Raw genomic sequence first — 24,739 nt, 5'->3', positions numbered from 1 at the left:
GTTCATCCTATAATTAAGTCATTAAGGTATCTCTGGACTTAGGGATTTAGAATCCTGATAAGCGTCTACCAAATCTTTAAGGGAGCTAACTTCAAAATCAATTCCCCATGGGTTCCATGAAATAAATCGCATTTTTGTCCCCGTAGCCCGGCCAGCCAATTTCTTATTCGATATTTCCTCGTAAATACCAAAATTACCCAAACTGTAGTAGTTAATTTTAACTTCTTCGCCACTCAAATCATGCGATTTTATCAATTCAAATCCCATTGTTTTGATCCAGTCTTTTATCGCGGCTATTTTACTTTTTACCATACCGATATAATTTTAACAGATTAATTAATTATACTCGAAAATCAGACCAAATGTTTTTCCTTTGATCAAATGATTGTCAGATTATTAAGCTTAATTCCTAAAAGTGCTCTACAAAAGTTATTTGAGTGCTAATCCTGTAAATTATTGCAGATTAATGACTTAGCTAAGAAGATATTGACCTGAACTTGTTAGAAAAGTGTAGAAAATAATGGACATCCTTCTGTACATTATTGCTCAAAATCCCCTCGTAATTAAAAAGCATTGTAACTAATGTTACAAATAGGCGTAATGAAAGGTGTTAACTTGCCAGGAACCAAAAACAGATAAAGAATGGGATTTTTAAGATTTGTCAAAACAAATATCGGTAATATCTTATTTGTGCTTTTTGCAGGTATTATGTTCTTTAGTGCTGATGCGAGGACACTCCTCATCAAGGGGCTTATGAGTACCGGGCTTTATAATGCCGATGCGCCCTCTTCAGATCTAAAAATAAGCAAATCCGTACCTTCTGATCTGACTTTCAGATCAGAAGATGGAGAGCTGCTTAAACTGGGCGAAAATAAAGGTGAAGTTTACTTTATCAATTTTTGGGCAACCTGGTGCCCCCCATGTCGTGCCGAAATGCCATCAATAAATTCATTGTCTTCGAAGATTAAGAACAAGGATAAAGTCAATTTTATAATGGTAGACGTTGACAATAAAATTGTATCATCTGTTAAGTTTATGAAAAAACACTCCTACCAACTAAAAGTCTATTCGAGTGAGTCGGCAATCCCCGAACATATTTTTAGCGGCAGTCTCCCTACAACAGTAATTGTAGGACCGAAAGGAGATATCGTTTTTCAGCATAGTGGGATGGCAGATTATGATAATACTGAAATGCTTAACTTCTTGAATGCTCTGAGCAGATAAAAGAACATATTAGTAAGAATTTTAACCTCCCTTATTTAGAAATGCTTAATTTTGTAATTAATTAACCGAAAAAACAACATGAAAATTCTTTTTTACACCATATTATTTTTCATATCAGCAACTAGCTTGAGCCTGGCTCAAACTACCATCAGAGCCAATCAGGCATTAGACAAAAAAGACAATTGGACTCAAAAAGACCTGATCGAGCCTTCTGCGTTGGCAGCAATTATCGCTAATCCCAAGGCTAATCAACCTAAAATATTTAACATTGGAGTGGTTGATAATATCAAAGGGGCTATAAATATGGGTGGAGTAAGCGAAAAAGAGAATCTCCAAAAGTTAAATAATGCACTGTCAAAATTGCCAAAGAACACTTTTTTAGTCGTTTACTGTGGCTGCTGTCCGTTTGAAAAATGTCCAAATATCCGCCCTGCGGTAAACATGCTAAAAACCATGGGATTCACAAATGGCAAACTGCTTAACCTGCCAACAAATTTGAAACAGAACTGGATCGAGAAGGGCTATCCAATAGGAGCAAAATAACCTCAAGATGTTGGCTGTTATCAGTTAGCTGTTATCTGAAATAGGAAATTCTTACTTCTAGGAAAAGTATTGCTGTTGTAGCTGATTCCATTTCAACACTCTGTCATCCCGAGTACCACCAGGAGGGACCTTAACTATCAACCCGATAGCTATCGGGTGTCAACTCTCCCTTCTATCAATCAAGCTTAACATACTCTCCACACCCTGGGAATTTAGGTTAAATTTTTGCCATAATCGTGGAAATTTTTCTACACTATTTCGGGAATAATTTCCACACTTACCACACCACAGGCTCTTAGGCAGTTTATTTGAATTGGCATTAGCATTGTAATATTTGGTAAGTAATTATTTAATTAATTTTTATTTTAAAGGTTAATATATTTTCAATAATTAAGTACTTTTAATATCTGTATTCAACATTTGAATTGCCTGGTAGATAAGTATTTATTGAAATAAATCTCATTCAATGAGAAGGCAGGGCTATTTAAATTATGAAAAAACAAATTCTGGTTGTAGATGATGAGTTGAGCATATTAAAACTGCTTAATTTCATACTGTCAAAAGACTATGATCTTGTGATTAAACAAAATGGCGCAGATGCTATAAGTTGGCTTGAAGATGGTAATGATCCTGCACTGATCATTTCTGATTTGGAAATGCCTTATATTGATGGTGGTTCATTTATAAGAAACCTGAAAATTAGTGGATTTTACAGGGATACCCCTGTAATTCTTCTATCCGGGGCTGATAATCTTGATAAGATTGTTGAGCAAATGCCATTCCGGGCAGATTGTTATTTTAAAAAACCTTTCAATCCTACTGAATTAAAGTCATCAATAACTGAAACACTCCAAAAGCATAATGTCGCAAATAATTAAGCAAGGGAGGGATACCAACACTGTACATCATTTAAGCATTGCTTACATGGGCACAGATTCTACATCCTTGCTAATTAATGATTTACCATCCGAATTTTTCATAAATAAGCACCATTCCTTAGAAGAACTTCAGGACTACCTGGATAATCAGTCAATTTTAACTTTACCTGATGTAATACTGATTGAAACTGATTCTGAGGGGAAATGTTTTAAATTCATTGAGAAGATTAAGAAAAATCCACTTTATCGTGAGTTGATCATTGTGCTGATTGCATCTGAAAAGGATAAAGTGTGGAAAGCAAGTGCTTTAAAATTAAAGGTGCACGACTTTTATATCATGCCCTTCCCTATTGAACATCTGATAGAAAGACTCCATTTTTTAGTTAAATTCAAATTGATCAGACCACAGCTTTCTGTACTGGAAAACACTGATGTTATCTACAAATTACCACAGATGAAGCGCCTTTTTGATGTAGTAATCTCAGCAACATGTATCATTGTTTTAGCACCTGTCATAATTTTAACTGCAATATTAATTCGCTTGGATTCAAAAGGATCAATTATTTATAAAAGCAAAAGGGTTGGTACTGGATACAATATATTTGATTTCTACAAATTCAGATCCATGCGAGTGGGAGCCGACAGCCAGTTGGAAGATTTATCAGATCTTAATCGATACAAAAACGATGAATATCCGGAAGAAGAAGCTGATGACGAGAAAAAACGAACAACTTTTGTAAAACTAATTGACGACCCAAGAATAACCCGGTTTGGATCCTTTATCAGAAGGACCAGTATCGATGAATTACCCCAGCTTTTCAATGTTTTAAAAGGAGATATGTCTCTGGTTGGGAACAGACCATTACCGCTTTATGAAGCTGAAATGCTGACATCAAATGACTGGTCACAGCGTTTTATGGGGCCTGCAGGTGTTACAGGTTTGTGGCAAATAAAAAGTAGAGGAAAAAGAGATATTTCCGAGCGGGAACGGAAAAAATTTGATAACTTTTACGCGTCAAAATATTCGTTCTGGTTCGATTTTGAAATATTGATTAAAACACTGCCGGTAATATTGCACAAGGAAAAATTTTAATATATGTTCAGGAAATACTTTTTTTTAGCAACGTTTTTTTTACTTCTTTTATGTAATTCTGCTAAGTCGCAGGAAACAATGATGACAGACATTTCATATGTTTTTCTTGAAAAACTGATTGCTACTGCCAAAGAAAACTATCCTAGAATGAATAATTATGAAGGTCGAATAAAGATCGCTAAAACTACAGTTGGCCAGGAGCAATTATCCTGGCTCGATGCGTTTTCATTTTCCTACATTTATAACCCGAACAATACTTTGAACCTGGCAGTTCCTAGATTTTTTAACGGATATCAGGCAGCATTCAATCTTAATTTAAGTGCATTACTCCAGAAACCAGGCAATGTAAAACAAGCCAAAGAAAGCGTAAAACTAGCCCAGTATGATCTTGACGAATACCATCTAACTCTCGAAACAGAGGTAAAACGACGTTATTTTACCTATGTTCAGGCACTTTCCAATTTACGTCTCCAAACCAAACTGAGCTCTGACGCACTTAATGTCAGTAATGATGTCAAAACCAAATTTGAAAAAAGCGAAATAACTTATGAGCAATATACATTAATGCAAATGTCCTATTCAGGAGCATTGCAATCTAAAATTGCCGCAGAATCAAACTTTCTGATCGCCAAAGCATCTCTTGAAGAATTATTGACGAAAAAAATCGAAGAAATACAGTAGGGTACAGTATGGAAGAACTAAAAAAATTCATCGATTTATTATTACGTTACAAAATAGTTTTAATTACCGTGCCGCTTATTACGGTCATGGTTACTTTTTATATTGTCCGAAACCTTCCTGATGTTTATCCAGCACAAGCCCAGATTGCAACAGGTATTGTCGACGAAACTCAACAAATGGCACTTTCAGAGGCCAGTGTATTACAGGAGTCAAGAATCAATCAAAAATTTGTAAACATGGTGCAGGTCATGAATTCAAAAAGCATGATTGACCTGGTTTCATATAAATTAATTATACATGACCTGAGTGGTAAGCCTTTCAGAGAACCCAGTGAACTTCTGAAAACATTAAATCTTGAGGCTAAAAAACATGCATTAAGCGTCTTTAAAGAAAAGTATAGTAAAAAAGAGGGTTTAAATTTAAGAAATGACGATGAAAATGGTTTGCATCGCATATTAGGGTCTATGGGGTATGACTATATGTCATTGATGAATGATATGCTGATATACCGTGCCGGAACCACAGACTTTATCTTCATTGATTATCAATCTGAAAATTCCGAATTATCTGCCTTTGTGGTCAACACATTATCCAACGAATTTACCGACTATTATACCGTTCTGGTGAAAGAAAATCAGCGTTCTTCTGTAAACTTCCTTAAAAACCTGTTGAAAATAAAATCTGACACCCTTCAAGCCAGGATTAGTGGACTGCGTGAATATAAAATAGAAAACAGAATACTTAACCTCAATGAACAATCCTCCCAGATTTATACCCAGACTGCAGATTATGAGTTGAGAATGCAGCAGGCCGAAAAAGATATTGTAGCTATTAAAGGAACCATTGCCAACATTGATAAAAGATTCGATCCTGCTGACCGCCGATATATGGAATCGACCTTTACCGATATTAATCAAAAGATAATCGGGTCAAAGGCTCAAATGAATGCACTGCAGGATAAATACATTCAGAGTGATTTTGATGAGCGTTATAAAAATTCGATCGATTCACTTCAGAGGATTGTAAGTGCCCAAATCAATACGATGTCGGATAAATACACTGACAATCCCCTAAGCTCAAAAACCGCACTTATTCAAAAGAAACTTGATCTTCAGATTGAACTTGACCGTACTGTTTATGGCTTGAATTCACTCAAAAATCAGCTTGCTGTCATGAGTAAGAAATTCGAGCAACTGGTACCGCATGAGGCTGTAATTCAAAGCTATGAACGGGATATCCAAACAGGTAGTGAAGAGTATCAGGATTTACTGGCACAGTACAACAAAGTGACGATGGAGGCTGAGTTCCCTGTTAAGCTCCGGCAAGCTCAGGTTGCGATGCCCGGACTACCGCTACCATCCAAAAAAATGCTCTTAGTTATTATCAGTGGGATATTAAGTGGGGTTTTTTGTGTAATCATCCTGTTTGTCATGTTCTTCCTGGATAACCGTATCCGCCGCCCTGCAGACCTTGTAATGCTTACCAAGGCACCGGTACTCGGTTACCTCAACCTTGTTGGCAAATCGACACTCGATCTGAAAGGTATCTGGAAGAACCTGCATGGCACAGCAGAAATGCGTGAATTCAAAAAGCAATTACGCTCTACCCGATTTGAAGTAAACCGTGAACTCGCCCGCACCTCAGACCGTGGTCAGGTTTTAAGCATTACCAGTATCAGCGAAGGTGAAGGAAAAACACTCATTTCTGCCTGCATGGCCTATACCTATGTCATGGTGAATAAAAAAGTTCTGCTTGTTGATGGAAACTTCGACAATCCTTCTATCACCAAGAACTCCAATACCAAACTATTCCTTGAAGATTTTCTGCACTCAGGTGATTTGGGTGGAATTAATTTCAACTCCGGAATAATGGTCATGGGAAACCGGGGTGGAGACAAATCTTTGCTTGAAGTAAGCGACGAAGAAACCATTATGGAAAGGCTGGAACAATTACGATCACACTTCGATGTTATTCTGGTTGAGACCCCTCCTCTTGATGCTCTGAATAAAGCAAAAGAATGGATAATATTTACCGACAAAACTGTAAGTGTTTTTGAAGCTGATCAAACTTTAAATGAGATAAAGAATCAGCACATTAACTATCTGACAACACTCAATGGCCAGTTTATTGGCTGGATTCTAAATAAAGTTAAGCAACAGGGAAAACCTGAAGAACGTATTGACCATGCAAATGTATTAGAATGATATGCTGTATCATATCACAATATATTTTTGGATAGTAATCCAGGTATTGATCGGATATAATCTTCTTTTACCATTGATTCTCTTTTTTTTTTACAAAATTTCGGGTATACTGAAAAAACAGACATTGGAATTTTGTCATGTTGAGGAGATTGATTATGCAATAATAGTCACTGCATACGAACAGACCGATCTTATTCCTGCGGCAGTCAGTTCTATCCTGAAATCAAATTACAGCAAGTTTTTGGTCTATGTTGTGGCCGATAAATGCGATGTATCCAACCTGCATTTCAATGATGAACGGATAATTCTGCTCAGACCAGAGCAAACTCTTGCAAGTAATACCGCTTCACATTTTTATGCAATCAGGCATTTTAAAAGAGAACATACACATCTCACAATAATTGATAGTGATAATTTAGTCGATAGCGGATACTTAAATGAGCTCAATAAACATTTCAACAAGGGTTTTCTTGCAGTACAAGGAATAAGAAAAGCTAAGAATTTGGATACCAAAATAGCGGCCCTCGATGCTGCGAGAGACCTTTATTATCATTTTTATGATGGAAAAGTTCTATTTGGTCTCGGCTCATCTGCTACACTTTCCGGTTCAGGGATGGCTTTTACCATTACGCTGTTTCGCGAATGTCTGGAAAACAAAGAGATACGCGGGGCAGGTTTTGATAAAGTTCTCCAATACGCTATTGTAAAACTTAAACACCGGATAGCCTTTGCAGAAAAAGCAATCGTTTATGATGAAAAGACCTCTGCTTCTGATCAACTGGTTAAACAAAGGTCAAGATGGATAAATACTTGGTTTAAATACTTTTCAAATGGATTTAAGCTCCTGATAAAGGGCCTTCAGTATTCTAATCTAAATCAGTTCCTGTTTGGATTAACATTGCTCAGGCCACCCCTGTTTATCTTCCTGATTCTTTCAATGGTATGTCTCATCCTCAATATCTTTCTTGATCCAAACATAGCTATAGTATGGATCTTTGCTTTTGTCTGTTTTATAACAGGTTTCGGCATCACAATATTTCAAAGAGATACAGATCCGAGGATTTATAAGGCCCTGATAACTATTCCAGAATTTATGTTCCTACAGGTGTTGTCATTGCTTAAAATAAAGTCGGCGAACAAAATTTCAGTGGCTACAAAACATCTTCACAAAAAATCTTCTGAAGATTAACAATTGAAGACCCTGACATAAATATAAATAGTTAATATTGATTAGAGTGTTTAAACCATGCGATACAACCACATAAAAGACAGGAAAACAAGCAAGGAAATTTTCCTTCTTTTCAGTAAATATGGATCCATGGCATTGGCTTTCATAACTGTATTTTTCTTTTTTATCAAAATACTATTTCTCTAATTTTTAGAATTTAATAAGAGTTTAAGTGATACGATCAGGATTTAATAGCATGACCTCATTCGCAAAAGCCCTTGGTAAACCCTTGGGGTTTTTCGTGTTACTTGCCATTTCTATCTTGTTTGCCTATATAGTAAATGAAGCCCAGATCAAGGGGGCAGCCATAATATTAATTCTATTAATCGGCCCAATTATTGCATTTGCGATAATTTCTAAACCCAAATTTGGAATTACTGCCTTATTGATCGCTTCCTATCTGATCATGTGGATAATACGAATGGATCTGGTCAGGTTCCCATTAGGTACAATAATGGATGGCTTGCTTGCATTATTGATTATAGGGTTGTTTATTCAACTTAAATATAGACCCGACTGGTCATTTCTGAGTAGTCCGATCAGTCTTATGATCTCCATTTGGATTATTTATAATCTCATCCTGGTTGCAAATCCGGTAGCTCAATCCAAAATGGCATGGCTCTATACAATAAGAGGTATGGCCATTGTTATGCTTACCTATTTCATATTCAGTTATCATATCCGGGACATAAAGTTTATCAGATTCATTATTAAACTTTGGCTGATTCTCAGTGTTTTTGCCGGAATTAATGGATATAGACAACAGTTTATCGGTTTCATGGGTTTTGAAGAGGCTTATCTTTATTCTGACCCTTTAATCAGGGATTTACTTTTTATTAATGGAGTTTGGAGGAAGTTTTCCATATTCTCTGATCCAACGGTGTTCTCTTATAACATGATCTTAAGCAGTCTGCTTTGTATTGGGATGATGTTCGGAAAGATATCAACGAGAAGAAAAATATTCTTGTCAGCCCTGGTCATGTTTTTCATCTCAAACATGCTTTTTTCAGGGACCAGAAGTGCCTATGTATTATTACCGGCTGCCATGTTAATGCTGACTATTTTGGTTTTCAACCGGCAGATCATGCTGATAACCACCGGGGCGGCCCTTTTTATGGCTGTTATCATATTCATACCTACCAGCAACCCTGTTTTATATCGTTTCCAATCAGCATTTAAACCCTCTGAAGATGCGTCCTTCAATGTAAGAGCAAGGAATCAAAAGATGATTCAGCCTTATATCTGGTCGCATCCTATAGGAGGTGGGCTTGGCTCTACTGGAGTTTGGGGTGCAAAGTTTTCGCCCGGATCCTTTCTGGCTTCATTTCCTCCAGACAGTGGTTATGTAAGGGTAGCTGTTGAAATGGGCTGGATCGGCCTATTTATCTTCTGCTCTCTGTTATTTATCATTCTGCAAAAGGGTATCTCAAATTTCTTTAAAATGGAAGATCCGGAACTCAAAAGCTACTGCCTTGCCATGGTATTGATAGTGTATGCAATTACCATCGGCAACTACCCACAGGAAGCGATTACACAGTACCCCCTAAATGTTTATTTTTTCCTTGTAGCGGCACTGATTGATTCAACCTATAACCTCGATAAGAAAAAGAAAGAAGAAAAGCTTAAGATATCAAATACCCTGTCAAATTGAATTAATGAATATGAATTGGATTGGAATTTTAAAATGCCCGCTTACCGGTCTCGACCTTCGCATTCTTACAGAAGAGGAGGTTATGCTGCTCAAAGCAGATGCAACCGCTCATAAGCTATGGCAAGCCGATGGATCGGTGATGAATCAGACATTAGAACAGGGTCTGATCTCGTCAGACCAATCATACATTTACCCCATCATTAATGGCATAATCATATTATTGAAAGATCTTGCACTGACTCGTTCTGCTGATAAATTCATTAAGGCAGAAAAAGATAAGGACAAGCAATTAGTTCAAAATTTCTATAATCAGAAAGGTTGGTTTGTGAATGAGGAAGGTAATTATGAAGATGCTGTTATTTACGAAGATCTCAGAGATGTTTCCAAAGATTATCTAAAAAAATGCCATGACCGTGTTTCCCGCTACCTGAATTCTTCAGGAACCTATATGCTGGATGCCGCTTCCGGGGCGTTGCAATATCCCGACTATCTGCAGTATTCTGCAAATTACACCTTCAGGGTATGTGTAGATTTTTCATTTCAGGCATTGTCAGAAGCAAGAAAAAAATTGGGGGAAAAAGGAATCTACGTTCTCGCCGATATGTGTAATATGCCTTTTAAGGATAATGTAATGGATGGTTTTGTATCCCTGAATACCATTTATCATATCCCTAAAAGTGAGCAGGCACTTGCTATCCGGGAATTATACAGATTATTGGCAAAGAACGGTAAAGGAGTAGTGGTTTACGACTGGTATAAACATTCTGTCTGGATGAACCTATATCTGCTACCATTTCGCGGATTTGTTTTTATAAAGAACCGCTTATTAGGCCTGATCAGCAAACTTCTTGGAAAAGGAGAACCTGCAAAAAGACTTTATTTCTACGCTCATACTTATACCTATTTCAGAGAAAATCTGCCACCCTTTAAACTTGCAGTGTGGAGGTCCTTAAGTGTACCATTCATGCGTTACTACATTCATCCTGCACTTTTCGGAAAACGGATCTTAAACTGGGTTTATACTAAAGAGGAAAAAGACCCGGAACTATGCGGTAGAAAAGGAGAATATCCAATGTTTATATTTGAGAAATAAAAATCAGGAAAATGTCTCTCTCATCTCTGATCCAATCTAATGATTCTTTGAAAAAAGTTGCTCGCTGGGCACTTATTTCACCAAATCAATATCGTCCGCGCTTATGGGTAAGATTGTTTCTTAATCCATTTAAACATAGCCGCGGAAAAGGCTCGATCATCAGGTGGAGAACTAAAATGGATCTTTTCCCTTATAAAAATTTCGAATTAGGTTCTTATTCCGTTATCGAAGATTTTACAACAATCAATAATGGTGTTGGAGATGTATTGATTGGCAGCAGGTCCTTTATCGGGGTTTCAAACGTCATTATCGGTCCGGTAGAAATTGCAGATCATGTGATGACAGCCCAAAATGTAGTCATTTCAGGAATGAATCATAGCTATGAAGATATTGAGATCCCCCCTACTATGCAAAAGGTCAGTACTTCAAAAATCCGCATTGCGGAAAATGTATGGGTGGGAGCGAATTCTGTAATTACAGCCGGTGTCAGTATCGGTCGGCATACTATCATTGGGGCAGGCAGTATAGTAACCAAAGATCTTCCGGCTTATTGCGTTGCAGTTGGAAACCCTGCAAGAATTGTGAAGCAATACAACCCGGACACCAAAGTTTGGGAAAAAGTTAATCCATGATTCTGAAAGGTAAACATATCTTCATTCTGGGCGCAACAAAATTTGATGGTCCTGATCAGTCAACAAGTTTTAATATAGCAAGAGAACTATCCAAAAAGAATTTTGTTTATTACATTGACTACCCCATCACCTGGAAAGATTATTTCAGCAAGAAGAACAGTAAACTAATTCAGGCACGTAAACAATACTTCTCCCCATTTTCAGACGGCATCATTTCAGACAAGGTTGAAAACCTTAAAATCATAATCAGTCCGCCTTTGATAAGTATCAATTTCCTTCCGGAAGGACGAGTATACCGGTCAATTCTTCGGATTAATGAATTTCTTATCCGGAAGCGAATGAAGATGGCTATCAGAAAAAATAAGATTAAGGATTTTATCTATATCAACTCATTCAACTTCCATTATCCGCGAATTGCTGATTCATTAAAACCATCACTATCTGTATATCATTGTGTAGATCCTATGATCATCCCCTACGATATGAAGCACGGAATTATCTCTGAGGATGAACTTGTATTAAAAAGTGATCTGGTCATTTGTACAAGCAGAATGCTTTACGAGGAAAAGAAGAAACAGAATTCCAACACCTATTTCATACCCAATGCGGCCAACATTGAGCATAGTTCAAAAGCCCTTAATGAAAACTTAAGCATTAACCACCATTTAGAAGGAATGGTACGTCCGGTTATTGGTTATGCCGGCAGCATTGAAAGACGTTTTAATTATGAGCTGATCAGAGAAGTTATTGATGCTAACCCGGATAAAAGTTTTGTATTTGCAGGTCCCCTCATGCCCGAATTTGTCCCTGACTGGTTCCTGAAAACTCCCAATTTACATTATATCGGACGTTTGCCTTTTGAAGATATGCCAGGGCTAATTAAAGGATTCGATATTGCCATCATCCCATTCAAAAAAGATGAAGTCAGCAGAACCATTTTCCCGCTAAAACTATTTGAATACCTTGGAGCCGGAAAACCCGTCATTGCAACCGATTTCAACCCTGATCTTGAAGAATTCACACATGGTATGGTTTCATTTTGCAGAGATGCTCCCTCATTCATAAAGACTATTGAGGAGGTCCTGAAAACAGACAATCCTCATTTAAAACAGGCTCGAATCAGTGTTGCGAAAGAAAATACATGGGAAAAACGGGGAGAAGAAATTGCGGAACTGATCTTTAATACGATAAAAGACAAACAATCCTAACCATAATTATCTTCTAAGTACTTTACTTTTAAACACCGACTGGCATATATCAATAAAGGCTGAAAAACTAGACAGGCCTTCCTTACCCAAAGTCCGCTTGTATAAAAACCTGTTACAAGCTTCTTCATCCCAGGGCTTTGTGAAGAAATCACGAAAATAAGAACTGTCAGGATTAACCAGAATTTCAAGATCATCCTGCCATTCATATTTCATCAGGGTCAGGTCGCTATGAGTTTGTTGCATGATTTTGAAACCTAAAGAATTCTTTGGCAGAAACTCCTGAAACACATAACCAAAATCCATAACCGGTTTAAATCCGATCTGCTCCTTTTCATACATTACGATCTTATTATCAATCTCTTGCAGAATCCAGCGATGAGATTCCTTTGGAATTAAAAACTCACCGATAATTGAAGGAGTTTCCATATACCCCCTTGAAGAAACCCTTACCTGCTCCTTTACAAAACGGATCGGATCATCGACATGTTCCAACACCTGTGCACATATTACATAATCAAAGGACTTATCTTCAAAAGGAAGTTCTTCACCATCAGCACTTAAAAATTGCTGATGGGTTAACACTTTTATATCACCGCTACGATGATAATTTGAGTCTACAAATTTATCAACAACAACATTTGCCCGGGGATGTGGATTATGCCCTCCTCCAACTTCAATTACTCTGTCTGTAGGTTTTATGGAGAGGTCAAACCTCGAGCTGGGGTTCCTTAATTTCATCTTATTTATATAATACTAAGATACCGATACCTTGATTAATTTACCAAAAAAGAATGAATAAATCAGGCCTTTACAAAATGTATTCATTTTCTTAAATACCTTACTACAAGGTATTATATTTGTTATTAAAATTAATTGAATCTCTAAATCATGAATGAGCAAAACAGAATTACTATAATTTCTGTATGTGATAATCATTATATGATTATGCTTGCTGCACTTCTAAAATCCATCGAAAAAAACCACCATTCCAGCGAGAAAATTGATTATTATATTGTTGAAGATGAGATATCATCAAAAAACAAACAAATGCTGCTTGATAGTACCAATAAAGAAATCATAAATATCAAGTGGCTGAAAATGTCTGAAATAACTCCAAAGGAATTTAAACTTCCTTTAGATTATTCATCTTTCCCGCTAAATATCTATATCAGATTATTTATACCCCATTTCATACCTGACCAAATAGAAAAGGCTATCTACCTCGATGTGGACATGATCGTGCTTGAGGATATTTCTAAATTATGGGAGAGAAATATTGGAAATAAGGTGATTGCCGGTGTTGTAGACAGGTCTGGTTCAGTAAGTAATGAATGGCTGGGAATAAAAAATTACAAAGACCTGGGTATTTCACCTGATGCAAAATACTATAATAGTGGCTTGTTGCTTATTAATACTCAGAAATGGAGGCAATTAAATATTACTCAGAAGGTAATAAAGTGTATCCATGATAATATTACTTTCGCAGATTTCCCTGATCAGTATGGCTTAAATGTAGTATTTGCCAATCAATGGTTCGAATTGGACCCACGTTGGAATAGTCAGGCAATGCTTGCCATAGAAAAGCCATTTATTATTCACTTTACCGGACGTAAACCTTTCTATAAATCGTATAATTATAATAGTTCTTACAAGGATCAATTTTATGAATATTTAAAACAAACCAAGTGGAACAATTTTAAACCTATTGGAGAATATCGTAGGTTATTGAAGAAAATTTATAATAAATTCGAGAAAAGAAACTGGTTGAATAAGAGTATAACCATATAAATATGATCAATCCTCAAAAGCAATGTACTTTTTAGCAAATCCTACCTGGCTTAAGCAGTTTCAATACCCTTACAATTCAGCTAAGGACATTCCCAAATCGGTTTTTGAGGAAATTAATCAAAATCTGGATAGAAATATCAGTAAAGATCCGGTAGTAAGTATAGTAATTGCTGCCTGGAATGAAGAAGTCAATATTCTTCGATGCATTGCAAGTCTTTCTAAATTGAAAAGTTCAATTCCATTTGAAATAATTGTAGTTAATAATAATTCAACAGACCAAACTCAAAACACCTTAGACCAATTACATATTCAATCATTGTTTGAAGAGGTACAGGGTTGCGGATCGGCCAGGCAGCTGGGGCAGGAGAATGCATTGGGGAAGTATATCTTAATGGGTGATGCCGATTGTCTGTATCCTGATTGCTGGCTTGATGAAATGATCAGTGTTCTATCACAGCCGGAAGTGGTATGTGTTTATGGCCGCTATTCCTTTATCAGTGAATCCGGATATCCCCGCTGGAAACTGAGCATTTTTGAATTAATGAAAGACATTATTGCAGAATTCAGACATGTTAACCGACCCTATTTCAATGCCTATGGAATGAGTATGGGTTATCTTAAAGAATATGGCTTGAAGGTTGGTTTTATAAAGATAAACCGGAGAGGTGAAGATGGACAGCTCTGCCTTGACCTGATGAAATATGGAAAAATTAAACAGGTAAAAGCAAAAAAAGCAAGAACATGGACAGGCATCCGAACCCTGAGGCTTGATGGAAGCATCTCGGGTGCACTAATTATTCGCTTCTTCAAAGAACTTAGACGTTTTTTTTATAATTTGCATTCCAGATTACCCGAAAATAAAAAACCAGAAGGAAAGTCCTGATCTTCAGAAGCTATGACCTCAGACTACTTTTTCAAAGACGTCAGTTTACTTATTACCCACTATAACCGCAGCAGCTCTCTCGAACGTCTACTGAAAACCTTCAAAGACCTCAACTATGCTTTTGAAGAAATTGTCGTTTCGGACGATGGCAGTTTACCCGAGCATTTAGAAGTTATCAAAGAACTTCAAAGCCTATATGATTTTAAACTGATCACAACTGAAGTTAATAGTGGACTGGGCAATAATATTAATAAAGGACAGGCAGCCGTTACATTACCCTATACTCTCTATGTTCAGGAAGATTTTGTGCCATTACCTCCTTTTGGGGAACGGTTTAAAGATGCTCTTGAAATCATAAAGAAAAAGAAAGATCTGGATATCATTCGCTTTTATTCCTATATCAAATACCCACATCTTATACCATTTGAAAAAGGATTTTCTCAAATGGTCTATAAACCATGGTCATTGAATTACCGTAAAATCTATTATTACAGTGATCATCCTCACTTAAGAAGATCCAATTTTATTGAAAAATTCGGTCCATATACAGAGCAAGTGAGCGTTGACCGTTCTGAGTACCGGATGTGCATATCGTTTATTCAGCAAAGAGGTAAAGGACTTTTTTATAACGATTACCTGAGCCTCTTCAAGCAGATTAATCCGGAAGAAGAGCCAAGCACTACTATCCGAGGGGTATTAACACTGAGTAAAAACCCATTCATAAAATTTTCAAGAGATCTTTACCGTCAGTTCAGGTATAATTATGACCTCCGTTTTCTCAGAACAAACCATGGTTTTGCGATACAATCAGACATCGCAAAACTCAGAAAAGAAAGTAACAGCTTTATCGATCTTTCCAAGGCAGTACTAAATAAGATCTTGAGTCTTTATGTAAGAATCAGGTATTCAGGTGTTTCCAGAGAATACATGCAGTTTTATAAGGATACTTATTATTGCCAGATTGTCCAGTTCAGGCATCTGTTGCAAGATTTTTTTATCCGGAAAAAATATAAAACCATTTCGTTCAATGGTGAATTTGCGCCAGAATTACAGTTTGTACTTCCCTTTGCTTACTGGCATTTTAAAAATGGCACATTGGATAAAACCCGATCATCAAAATACTCCAAGGAACTCTACTTTTTTTCAACGAATCATGAGGAGGCTTTTGAAGAACGCTCTAACGAAGGAAATTACAATTTTGAAATACCCCGAATACTCTATAGCCAGGATTATGACATCAAAAAATGGGAACAGGTACCACTAAAGCAGACTTACCAGAATTTAGTCTATGTTTATGAAAAGCCTATCCTGATTATAGCCAATCGATATAATATGGAATGGGATGATGCGCCTGTTAGCTTCCTTAGTATTCCTGTACTTGATTCAATTATAAAAAAACTAAGTGGCAAATATACAATCATCTATAACCGCCCGAGGTCACAAAATATTACCGTTGATGACAGTGTAATTTATGATCTTCATGAATATGAATGGCTGGAGCAAGAGCATCCGGATGTAATCCTGATGGAAACTTTATATAAGGAGAATAAAGCCAAAGCAACTAATTTCAATCATCTGCAACTGATGGTTTATGCAAATGCCAGTCATTTCATTTCTACACATGGAGGAACAGCAACTCTTGCCAGCTATTTTGGAGGCATTAACCTGATCCTTTCTAAAAAAGGTCCGGAGCATCATTTTAAATGTTATCAGAAATTATACCCCAAACTATCTGGTGCAAGGATATACCACGCAAAAAGTGATAAAGAACTGTTCAGTCATATTGACAATTACCTATCCGATGAAAAAACCCTATCCCGGCAATGAAGATCTTCAATAAGGATCTTTACTGGATCAGAGCAGGGTTTTTCTCCCTGCTTCAGAATCTTTCGGGTGTTTTCTTTAGTATAGGGAGTTTCTATATTCTTTTGAGAATATTGGGGCCTAATGAATATGGAGTTTGGGTATTGTTCATGGTAACTACCACAATTATTGAGACCATCAGAGGAGGGCTTCTTCAGAATGCTTTAATCAGATTCCTTGCAGCCGAAGAAAAAAGTGAGCATCATAAAATTACAGCTGCATCATTCACCATCAGTGGTATTCTAAGCCTGATATGTATTCTGCTTATTCTTGGATTTGGAAGTATTCTTGCCTTATTATGGAAAGCTCCAGAACTGATTAAAATCTTCAATGTCTATTGCATTACATTTATCATTTCAGGTATACTGACCCAGTTTAATTGTATTCTTCAGGCTAATTTACAATTCAGAAGCATTTTTCTGAGCTCATTTATTATGCAGCTAGCTTTCTTTACATATGTAGCTGTTTGCTATATCTGCAATTTTAGCATCAGTCTCATCAATTTGGTGTATGTTCAGATAGCAACCAATCTTATAGGCGCCCTGATTGCATTTTTACTGGTCAGACCCTATTTATCCATTTCATTCAAAATCTACACCGAATGGGTCAAAAAACTATTTAATTACGGAAAATATGCTTTTGGAACTTCTGTGAGTGCTATTCTCTCAGTTACAGTTGACCAGATGATGCTGGGGGCAATTCTATCACCTGTTCAGGCCGGGGCTTTTAATGTAGCGGTTAGAATCACAAATCTGCTCGACATACCAACCAATGCAGTTGCGGTAATTGTATTTCCTCAAAGCGCAAAGCGTATGGCTACTGAAGGAAAAGAAGGCATTAAGTACCTGTATGAAAAATCAGTAGGCACTCTGATTGCATTACTTATTCCTGGGGTAATAGTTCTTTACCTTTTTTCTGATTTTGTGGTCACACTCGTAGCCGGCACAAACTATAAGGATACTATTCCACTACTTCATATCACCCTGCTCTATTGTCTTTTTACTCCGTATGGAAGGCAGTTTGGCAATATACTGGACTCAATTGGCAAAACCCGCCTGACATTTTTTGTGGTATTGATGGTTACCTCAATAAATATAGGGCTGAACTATATCTTAATCAGTAGATTTGGGGTAATGGGTGCTGCCTATGCCACTTTAGCGGCCCACATAATTGGCTTTTTCATTGGCCAAAGTATTCTCAGGAAAGAATTGAATGTTAGTATTAAAAACACCTTTATCTATGCCTGGCAATTCTACCCTGAATTCTTCAGGAAGTATCTGAAAGCATCCTGAAAAAGTACTTGATCCGATGGCCAAATCGAATTCCTGACTTTAATTTACCTGGGCGCTATGCATTTAAATTCTTCAGTCGCTTTTATACTTAGAAATCCTACTCTATAAATTCTTAAGATGCGACTGACGAAATCGACTTTCCGCTCTGTCAGGTGATTTCGCAAGTCAGGGTAGTTCAGACTTACGAATTTACATAGGCACCATGCAAGATAAATTCGTCAGTCGCTCCATTAGTAAGCGAAGACGAAATCTACTTTCCGCTCTGTTAGGTGATTTTGCAAGTCGAAAAATTCAGATTCCGGGCAACATAATTACAGCTCTTCTCAATGAATTCAATCTCAAAGCCCAGAGCTTTTAGATGATCTGTCAACTTATTCAAGCTATATACACTTTCGGTTGATTCAAATAAGATAATTTCTATTTTTGAGGCCAGCTGAGCGTCAATTCCTTTAATTATCTCATATTCAGCTCCTTCACAATCCATTTTAATCAAATGAATCCGGTCCAGGCCCAAATTACTTAGTAGATTAGCAATCCCAATGATCTCAATTTCAACGAATTCACTACTTCGGGCTTCCATTTCAAACAGACTATGCCCACCAAGATTATTTTTGTTGAGGAAAAGCTTTTCAGTCCGCGTCCTTCCTCCGACACCTTTCTGAAATATATCAATATTCCTGAGATTACTTAAATTAATATTCCGCTCAAGCTGCTCAAAATTTTTCAGGAATGGCTCGTAAGAATACAGGCTTGATTCAGGATAAAGTTGCTTCATTCTCAAGGAAAAAAGTCCTGTATTTGCACCAATATCTATAATAACCGGATGATTTGCTGTAAGATGGGGATAATCATACGACTTCTCAACAAATATCTCGTTATAGATATAAAGGGTCATAAAGTCCTTCACGATAAAACTTCCGCCCTCTTTCAGCTTGAGATAAATTGGGCCTTTATAAATCGAAGGGAAAAACTTTAGAATCAGTGTGAACCAATATTTCCATGAAGAATGAAGTATTTGATTATGCCTTCTATAGTTTTGAAATGTAAAAATTTGCTGAAGAGTCCAGTTTAATCGCCAGTATTTTAACATTCTGTTTAAATTATTTCAAAATGGCTAAGGAATCAATATACAATTAAATTTAAACTCCAAAACAATCAATCTTTACAATTCAACTGGGTGATATTAACATCATTCAATATAACCTCAAATTCTGTTCTTCTGTTCATCTGCTGCTCAGTTTCAGGGCAGTTAACACCTTCCACGCATAAATTTACCAGCCTGCTTTTACCGTAGTATTTCACTTCGATACGCCTTCCATCTATCCCCTTGGAAATCAAATAAGAACGCGCAGCTTCTCCCCTTCTCAATGACAGCTGTCTGTTATAATTATCGGTAGCTCTACTATCAGTATGACTTGCAGAAATAATACTGATTTCCGGATTTTTTTGCATGATCATCGCAATTCTATCAAGAGTTGGGATTGCATCAGGACGGATTTCTGCCTGGTCGAGATCATAATAAATATTATCCAGACTGAAGGTTTTCTTTAATGTCTCACAGTTGTCGCTTACCCATTGCTGAAGGTTCTCAGCCCTGTTCAATTTAACAAGGACGTTGATAGTTGAATCAGCAGTAATACCAACTGTACTCAGGAAACTTTGACGGCTTACATAAGACATTCGGCTACCACTCAATTCATAATCCGTCTCCTTTAAAAGCACTCTGGTAAACTCTCCATTACTGTTTGCCACAAGGGTATCAGTTAAGCCGTTGTTACGCAGAATTACCCTGGTACCCGGAAGCGGGGCATTTGTCCCTGCATCAATAACTTTGCCTTTGAGTACAACAGTATATGCCATACGGGTAAATTGATAGATATCATCATTACCTCTTCTGTTTGAACTGAAATATCCGCTTTTCGCAGGCTCATCCATAATAAAGCCAAAATCATCCGAAGAAGAGTTAATATCAGTTCCCATATTTTTGGGGCTACCTACTGCTTTAAGATCTTTCAATATTACCTCAAAAATATCCAGTCCACCTAAACCAGGATGTCCTGTTGAAGAAAAGTAAAGCTTACCATCTTTATGTAGAAATGGAAACTGTTCATTACCTTCAGTGTTAATCTTAGGACCTAAATTGGTTGGCCTACCCCATTTCTTTCCATCGCCTGTACGAACACTATAGTAAAGATCGGTACCGCCAAACCCTCTGGGCATATCTGAAGCAAAGATCAATATTCTTCCGTCCTGAGAAAGAGCCGGATGCCCGGTTGAGTATTCGTTATTATTGTATGGGAAAGGTGTTATCTTATTCCAGCCTGGTCCTGAAGCTGTATAAAGCTTTAATTTATTAACTCCATTATTGCTTTTTGCAGCCTTTCCTCCAACATAATTGTTCCTTGTAAATAAAAGACTTCCTTCTGGCAAAAGAATCGAAGGGCCTTCATGAAAGCTGCTCTTCACTTTCCCTCTGAGTAAATAAGGCTCAGAGCCTTCATCAGTACTTTCAGCTTTGTTTGAAGCAAATAAAGACAATATAGACCGCTCTGTGTCTGAATTCGATGCGATATACTTAGAAGGTTTAGATGCCTTATCTGATTTACCAACACTGTCGGGATCAGCCTCTGTGATATCCTCCAGCTTGTCAATAATATACAGGTCCGAATAGGAAGTCCTGTCCCATTGAAAAATATATCTGGTTTTTTGAGAGCGGTTGCTCACGAAGAGCAATCCATCTTTGTAATACATTGGTGAATATTCAGAAGCATCTGTATTGATACTTGAGTAGCTAACCCTATATTCCCCTGCATTCCTTGAGAAAGAATTCAAATTTGCTTTGGAAAATGCATCTGCCCGGCGGTCACTGGGCTTCATACTTAGAAATTTACGGTACCACTGCTCAGATTGCTCATACTTTTCTTTATTTGCCAATGCTTCCGCATAATACAGAGCCCACTCTGGTTTAACATTTTTAAGTTTACAAAGCTCACCATACCAATACATTGCTTCTTCATAATCCTTAATATTCCGGTTACTTGCTGCCATCATCTCCTGAGCTGATACATTCTCAGGATCCTTATCCAAAACTTTTTTAAGCTCCCTTATAGCATCAGTAAATCGCAGAGATTGGTATTCAATTATGGCTTTCCGTAACAAGGGGCTATTATCAAGCTGCTGTGCATCTGCAAATGGCATAGCAATGAACAGCATTACTGATAAGCAAATGATCGTTAATGGTTTCCTTAATTGCATATCTTAAATCCTCTTTATTAAAAATATCTGGGTGATAGTACTCTGTCGCGGTCAAAAGAAAACTCGTACCTCAACATAAACTCATGACTCCCGGAATTATATGTTCTCAAACTTGTGATACTCTTATCATAAGCATAACCTAAACTCACCCGGGGACTTACCCTTATTTCCATCATTGCAGAGATATCAGCGCTCGTACGATATTCAGCTCCAATTGCGAGCACTTCCTTTATCCAAAGTGTCGCATTTAAATCGCCCTGAACAGGAGCTCCCTTAACTCCCTTAACAAGTACAGAGGTCTTGAGATTAAAGTCATACCCCAATGGAAAAACATAACCTGTTGCAAAGTAAGCATGAGCAGATTGTCTGGCAGTAATATCCCCGGCATTTATGTCGTTATAATTGAGTCGGTTTCTAACGAAATCCTGAATTGATAATCCTGCATAGAATCGGCTATTGCGGTAGTATGTACCTGCACCAAAATTATACAATGTTTTATTTATATCAGTGGCGAATGCCATATCAGGTACCGGACCCGAAGGATCAAGATTAACATTTGAGAAACCAGCGAAATAATTATTCATACTTCCCTGCAAACCAAATGAAAGACTTCCTTCATTCATCGGAATACGATAAGCCCCGCTTAACACGATTCCTGTGGTTTTTGTAATTCCAACTTTATCACTCATTAACTGTATACCCAATCCCAAACGTTCATTTGCAAAAGGTGCATCCATAGTGAAGGTTCCGGTTTGAGGTGCTCCTTCAATACCTACCCATTGATTTCTGTAGAGTGCTGTAGCGGCTGCCACGTTCCTGCTTCCCGCATAGGCGGGATTGAATGCAAGGGTGTTAAACATATACTGTGAAAACAATGCATTTTGCTGTGCAAACACTTCAGCAACTTGTAATAACAAAACTACAATAACAAATAATCCTTTTAATATTCTGCGCATCATTACTGTTAATATTCTCATTTAATTACCTGTTCACAGTAATAAAGCCCGCGTATTTATCCTTTTTATCTATTATAATAATATAGTAATAGGTACCATCAGGGATGTCCCTGCCAAGGAAAAATCCTTCAGTAACCTCTCCTCCCCAGTCATTTTTGTAATCTTCGGATTTATAAACACGGTTACCCCATCTGTTATACATTTCAAGGGATACCTGTTTACCGTTCGCATTCTGCACGACAAACTTATCGTTCGTACCATCTCCATTCGGAGAGAAACCTGCAGGAACATAGGCAGGTAAAGGATCAAGTTTAATCGGTGTTGTCTCTGCAGGACTAACATCAGCAGCCGTGTTTGGATCAGGTCTCAAACCGTTAGTTGAAACATCCCTTACTTTAAATCCATTAACAGATGAACTAGCTTCGGCAGTAGCTGTGTTTTGAAAAACACCGGATGTTGTTACCAGCCTGACATTAATCAATAATTCTATTTTTGCTTCTTCAGCGGCAAGCAGACGACTGGCCGGTAGTAAAAGTTCTGTATCAGTTGAACCATTGAATAACGTATTTGCTCTCAGATTTCCAAAGGCTGTTATCGACTTGATTATCACTTCTGAACCGCCAAATGCCAAAGCAAGATTGTCCTTTATACTAATATTTTCTAAACCATTAGGACCAAAATTGACTGCTATAAAAACAAACTTAACATCATAAGTTCCATTCAAAACCGGGGTAGCAGAAGCCAGGTTCTTAGCAAGCCCTATCTTTGCATTTGGATCAGTTGGAGGGGCAATAGTAATACCTACGTTTGCATTATTAAGGGCATAAGATGTGCCATCAGAGCCATTCCAGGCAAAATTTGTTGTTCCGGTAAAGTTCAATGCAGGCTCAAAAATAAGTCCTCCAAGATCAGCGACAGGGATCTCCTGATTGATAATTACCGGTACTCCATTTAATTTCAATACTCCGTTTGAAGGAAGTGTCGCGATCTTAACTTTAACCAGAGGATCACCATTCGGATCAGTATACTTAGTGGTAAAGTCTGCTACAGTAAATGGAATTGGCAGAGGTCCTGTACCTGTTTTTACAATATTAGATACTACAGGCGGATTATTAACCACTGTGATACTTACAGTAACCGTATTCCCGTCTGCTGTTCCGTCATTTACCTTGTAGGTGAAGCTATCAGAAGCTGATGCTCCATTATTATGAATATAAGTAAATGAACCATTGGCATTCAAGGTAAGCGTACCATTTGAAGGGGAAGTAACCCTTATCGCTGTTATTTGGTTAGCATCGGCATCAGAATCATTCGTTAACACCCCCGGTGCCGCGACCGTTAACGTACCGCCCTTAGTTGTAGAATAATTATCCGCTACAGCTACAGGAGGTGTATTTACGGCAGTAATGATAACATTAACATTTTTAGATGTTGGCGCATAGTCTGTTCCATCTGAACCATTCCATTGGAAGACCACAGGGCCTCCGGTAAAGCCGGTCGCGGGTACAAAGGTGATCTTTGCCAGATCTGCCAGAGGGATTTCCTGACCCATTATAATGTTTACACCATCAAGTTTCAGGGTACCACTGGTTGGCAGGGTAACGATTTTTATCTTTGATAATGCGTCTCCGTTCGGGTCAGTAAATTTACTTGTAAAGTCGCTGCTTGTAAATGGAACAGCCTGATCTCTTGGCCCTGTTTTAGAAATATCCGCAATGATAGGAGGTGTATTTGAGAAAGTGATAATAATGCTGACTGTAACTGTATTCCCATCTATCGTTCCGTCATTTACTTTATAAGTATAGCTGTCTGAAGTGGATGTGCCATTATTATGAACATAAGTAAATGAACCATTGCTATTTAGAGTCAGGATACCATTCGCCGGATCTGTTACTTTTATAGCTGTAATTGTACTGCCTTCGGTGTCTGTATCATTATTAAGTAATCCGGGAGCTGATATGGTCAGCGTTCCCCCTCTTACTACTGTGTAAGCATCCGCTACGGCAACAGGGGCGTCATTCACCGCCGTGACCGTGACCGTGATCGTCGTACTATTGCTCAATGAACCACTATTATCTTTAACCACATAATTGACCGGGGTGGCCGTACCGTTATAGTTAAGTACTGGGGTGAAAGTCACCGTACCGGTATTAGAAGCCGTGTAGGTTCCTTGTCCGCTCACCGTAAAAGTGGTCTGAACCCCCACCGTAACCGGATCAAGGTCCACACTCGTTACATCGATCGTTCCGTCTACATCCGTATCATTG

21 protein-coding genes are annotated in these 24,739 nt (G+C 37.7%); 15 read left to right on the top strand and 6 right to left on the bottom strand.

Annotated elements, in window-relative coordinates; genetic code table 11:
• Positions 1-21 precede the first annotated feature (21 nt).
• A complete protein-coding gene (locus tag Q8M41_RS00685) occupies positions 22-312 on the bottom strand; it encodes a hypothetical protein (protein ID WP_305363307.1) in 291 nt (96 codons plus the stop codon).
• Between the two features lie 330 nt (positions 313-642).
• Here Q8M41_RS00685 and Q8M41_RS00680 point away from each other — a divergent pair, with 330 nt between their 5' ends.
• From Q8M41_RS00680 to Q8M41_RS00630, 11 genes are all read left to right on the top strand, one after another.
• Positions 643-1,224: a TlpA disulfide reductase family protein gene (locus Q8M41_RS00680; RefSeq protein WP_305363306.1), complete on the top strand. Its 582-nt coding sequence runs from the start codon at positions 643-645 to the stop codon at positions 1,222-1,224.
• Positions 1,225-1,302: 78 nt separating this feature from the next.
• Positions 1,303-1,767 (top strand): rhodanese-like domain-containing protein, encoded by a 465-nt coding sequence (locus Q8M41_RS00675; RefSeq protein WP_305363305.1) that lies wholly within the window; start codon positions 1,303-1,305, stop codon positions 1,765-1,767.
• Positions 1,768-2,258: 491 nt separating this feature from the next.
• A complete protein-coding gene (locus tag Q8M41_RS00670; protein WP_305363304.1) occupies positions 2,259-2,645 on the top strand; it encodes a two-component system response regulator in 387 nt (128 codons plus the stop codon).
• The gene (locus tag Q8M41_RS00665) at positions 2,629-3,738 is read left to right on the top strand and encodes a sugar transferase (RefSeq protein ID WP_305363303.1); all 1,110 of its coding nucleotides are present in this window, start codon (positions 2,629-2,631) and stop codon (positions 3,736-3,738) included. Before Q8M41_RS00670 ends, Q8M41_RS00665 begins: the two co-directional genes overlap by 17 nt.
• Positions 3,739-3,816: 78 nt before the next feature.
• The gene (locus tag Q8M41_RS00660; RefSeq protein ID WP_305363302.1) at positions 3,817-4,419 is read left to right on the top strand and encodes a TolC family protein; all 603 of its coding nucleotides are present in this window, start codon (positions 3,817-3,819) and stop codon (positions 4,417-4,419) included.
• Positions 4,420-4,427: 8 nt separating this feature from the next.
• On the top strand, positions 4,428-6,623 hold the full coding sequence (locus Q8M41_RS00655) for a lipopolysaccharide biosynthesis protein (protein WP_305363301.1): 2,196 nt from the start codon (positions 4,428-4,430) through the stop codon (positions 6,621-6,623).
• A gap of 1 nt (position 6,624) precedes the next feature.
• Positions 6,625-7,812 carry a glycosyltransferase gene (locus tag Q8M41_RS00650; RefSeq protein WP_305363300.1) on the top strand — a complete coding sequence of 396 codons (1,188 nt, stop codon included), beginning with the start codon at positions 6,625-6,627 and terminating at the stop codon, positions 7,810-7,812.
• Between the two features lie 235 nt (positions 7,813-8,047).
• Positions 8,048-9,502: an O-antigen ligase gene (locus Q8M41_RS00645; protein ID WP_305363299.1), complete on the top strand. Its 1,455-nt coding sequence runs from the start codon at positions 8,048-8,050 to the stop codon at positions 9,500-9,502.
• Positions 9,503-9,506: 4 nt separating this feature from the next.
• Positions 9,507-10,595 (top strand): class I SAM-dependent methyltransferase, encoded by a 1,089-nt coding sequence (locus tag Q8M41_RS00640; RefSeq protein ID WP_305363298.1) that lies wholly within the window; start codon positions 9,507-9,509, stop codon positions 10,593-10,595.
• An 11-nt stretch (positions 10,596-10,606) separates the two neighbouring features.
• Positions 10,607-11,227 (top strand): DapH/DapD/GlmU-related protein, encoded by a 621-nt coding sequence (locus Q8M41_RS00635; RefSeq protein WP_305363297.1) that lies wholly within the window; start codon positions 10,607-10,609, stop codon positions 11,225-11,227.
• Entirely contained in the window at positions 11,224-12,435 is a 1,212-nt protein-coding gene (locus Q8M41_RS00630) for a glycosyltransferase (protein ID WP_305363296.1), read from the top strand. The genes Q8M41_RS00635 and Q8M41_RS00630 overlap by 4 nt, the downstream gene beginning before the upstream one ends.
• 6 nt (positions 12,436-12,441) lie before the next feature.
• Here Q8M41_RS00630 and Q8M41_RS00625 read toward each other — a convergent pair whose 3' ends face one another.
• Positions 12,442-13,173, bottom strand: coding sequence for a class I SAM-dependent methyltransferase (locus Q8M41_RS00625; protein ID WP_305363295.1), 732 nt, complete (start codon positions 13,171-13,173; stop codon positions 12,442-12,444).
• A gap of 150 nt (positions 13,174-13,323) precedes the next feature.
• On the opposite strand from Q8M41_RS00625, the gene Q8M41_RS00620 reads away from it, so the two are divergent.
• Genes Q8M41_RS00620 through Q8M41_RS00605 form a run of 4 tightly spaced genes read left to right on the top strand, consistent with a single transcriptional unit; the run spans position 13,324 to position 18,261 of the window.
• On the top strand, positions 13,324-14,223 hold the full coding sequence (locus Q8M41_RS00620) for a glycosyltransferase family 8 protein (RefSeq protein WP_305363294.1): 900 nt from the start codon (positions 13,324-13,326) through the stop codon (positions 14,221-14,223).
• A gap of 22 nt (positions 14,224-14,245) precedes the next feature.
• On the top strand, positions 14,246-15,106 hold the full coding sequence (locus tag Q8M41_RS00615; RefSeq protein WP_305363293.1) for a glycosyltransferase family 2 protein: 861 nt from the start codon (positions 14,246-14,248) through the stop codon (positions 15,104-15,106).
• A gap of 12 nt (positions 15,107-15,118) precedes the next feature.
• Complete coding sequence (locus Q8M41_RS00610) at positions 15,119-16,933, top strand: glycosyltransferase (protein ID WP_305363292.1); 1,815 nt, start codon at positions 15,119-15,121, stop codon at positions 16,931-16,933.
• Positions 16,930-18,261 (top strand): flippase, encoded by a 1,332-nt coding sequence (locus tag Q8M41_RS00605; protein WP_305363291.1) that lies wholly within the window; start codon positions 16,930-16,932, stop codon positions 18,259-18,261. Before Q8M41_RS00610 ends, Q8M41_RS00605 begins: the two co-directional genes overlap by 4 nt.
• A gap of 265 nt (positions 18,262-18,526) precedes the next feature.
• On the opposite strand, the gene Q8M41_RS00600 is transcribed toward Q8M41_RS00605, so the two are convergent.
• The 4 genes from Q8M41_RS00600 to Q8M41_RS00585 form a co-directional block, all read right to left on the bottom strand.
• Positions 18,527-19,351 carry an FkbM family methyltransferase gene (locus tag Q8M41_RS00600; RefSeq protein ID WP_305363290.1) on the bottom strand — a complete coding sequence of 275 codons (825 nt, stop codon included), beginning with the start codon at positions 19,349-19,351 and terminating at the stop codon, positions 18,527-18,529.
• Positions 19,352-19,416: 65 nt separating this feature from the next.
• Entirely contained in the window at positions 19,417-21,516 is a 2,100-nt protein-coding gene (locus Q8M41_RS00595) for an OmpA family protein (protein WP_305363289.1), read from the bottom strand.
• 17 nt (positions 21,517-21,533) lie between these two features.
• Positions 21,534-22,475, bottom strand: a complete 942-nt coding sequence (locus Q8M41_RS00590; protein WP_305363288.1) for a type IX secretion system membrane protein PorP/SprF — start codon at positions 22,473-22,475, stop codon at positions 21,534-21,536.
• A 22-nt stretch (positions 22,476-22,497) separates the two neighbouring features.
• Positions 22,498-24,739, bottom strand: a 2,242-nt coding sequence (locus Q8M41_RS00585) for an Ig-like domain-containing protein (RefSeq protein ID WP_305363287.1), incomplete at its 5' end; no start/stop codon positions are given.

Source organism: Daejeonella sp. (assembly GCF_030684675.1).
In the GTDB taxonomy this organism is placed as follows: Bacteria; Bacteroidota; Bacteroidia; order Sphingobacteriales; family Sphingobacteriaceae; genus Daejeonella.
The sequence above is the reverse complement of the archived record's forward strand: the minus strand, read 5'-3'. Positions and strand labels throughout refer to the sequence as shown.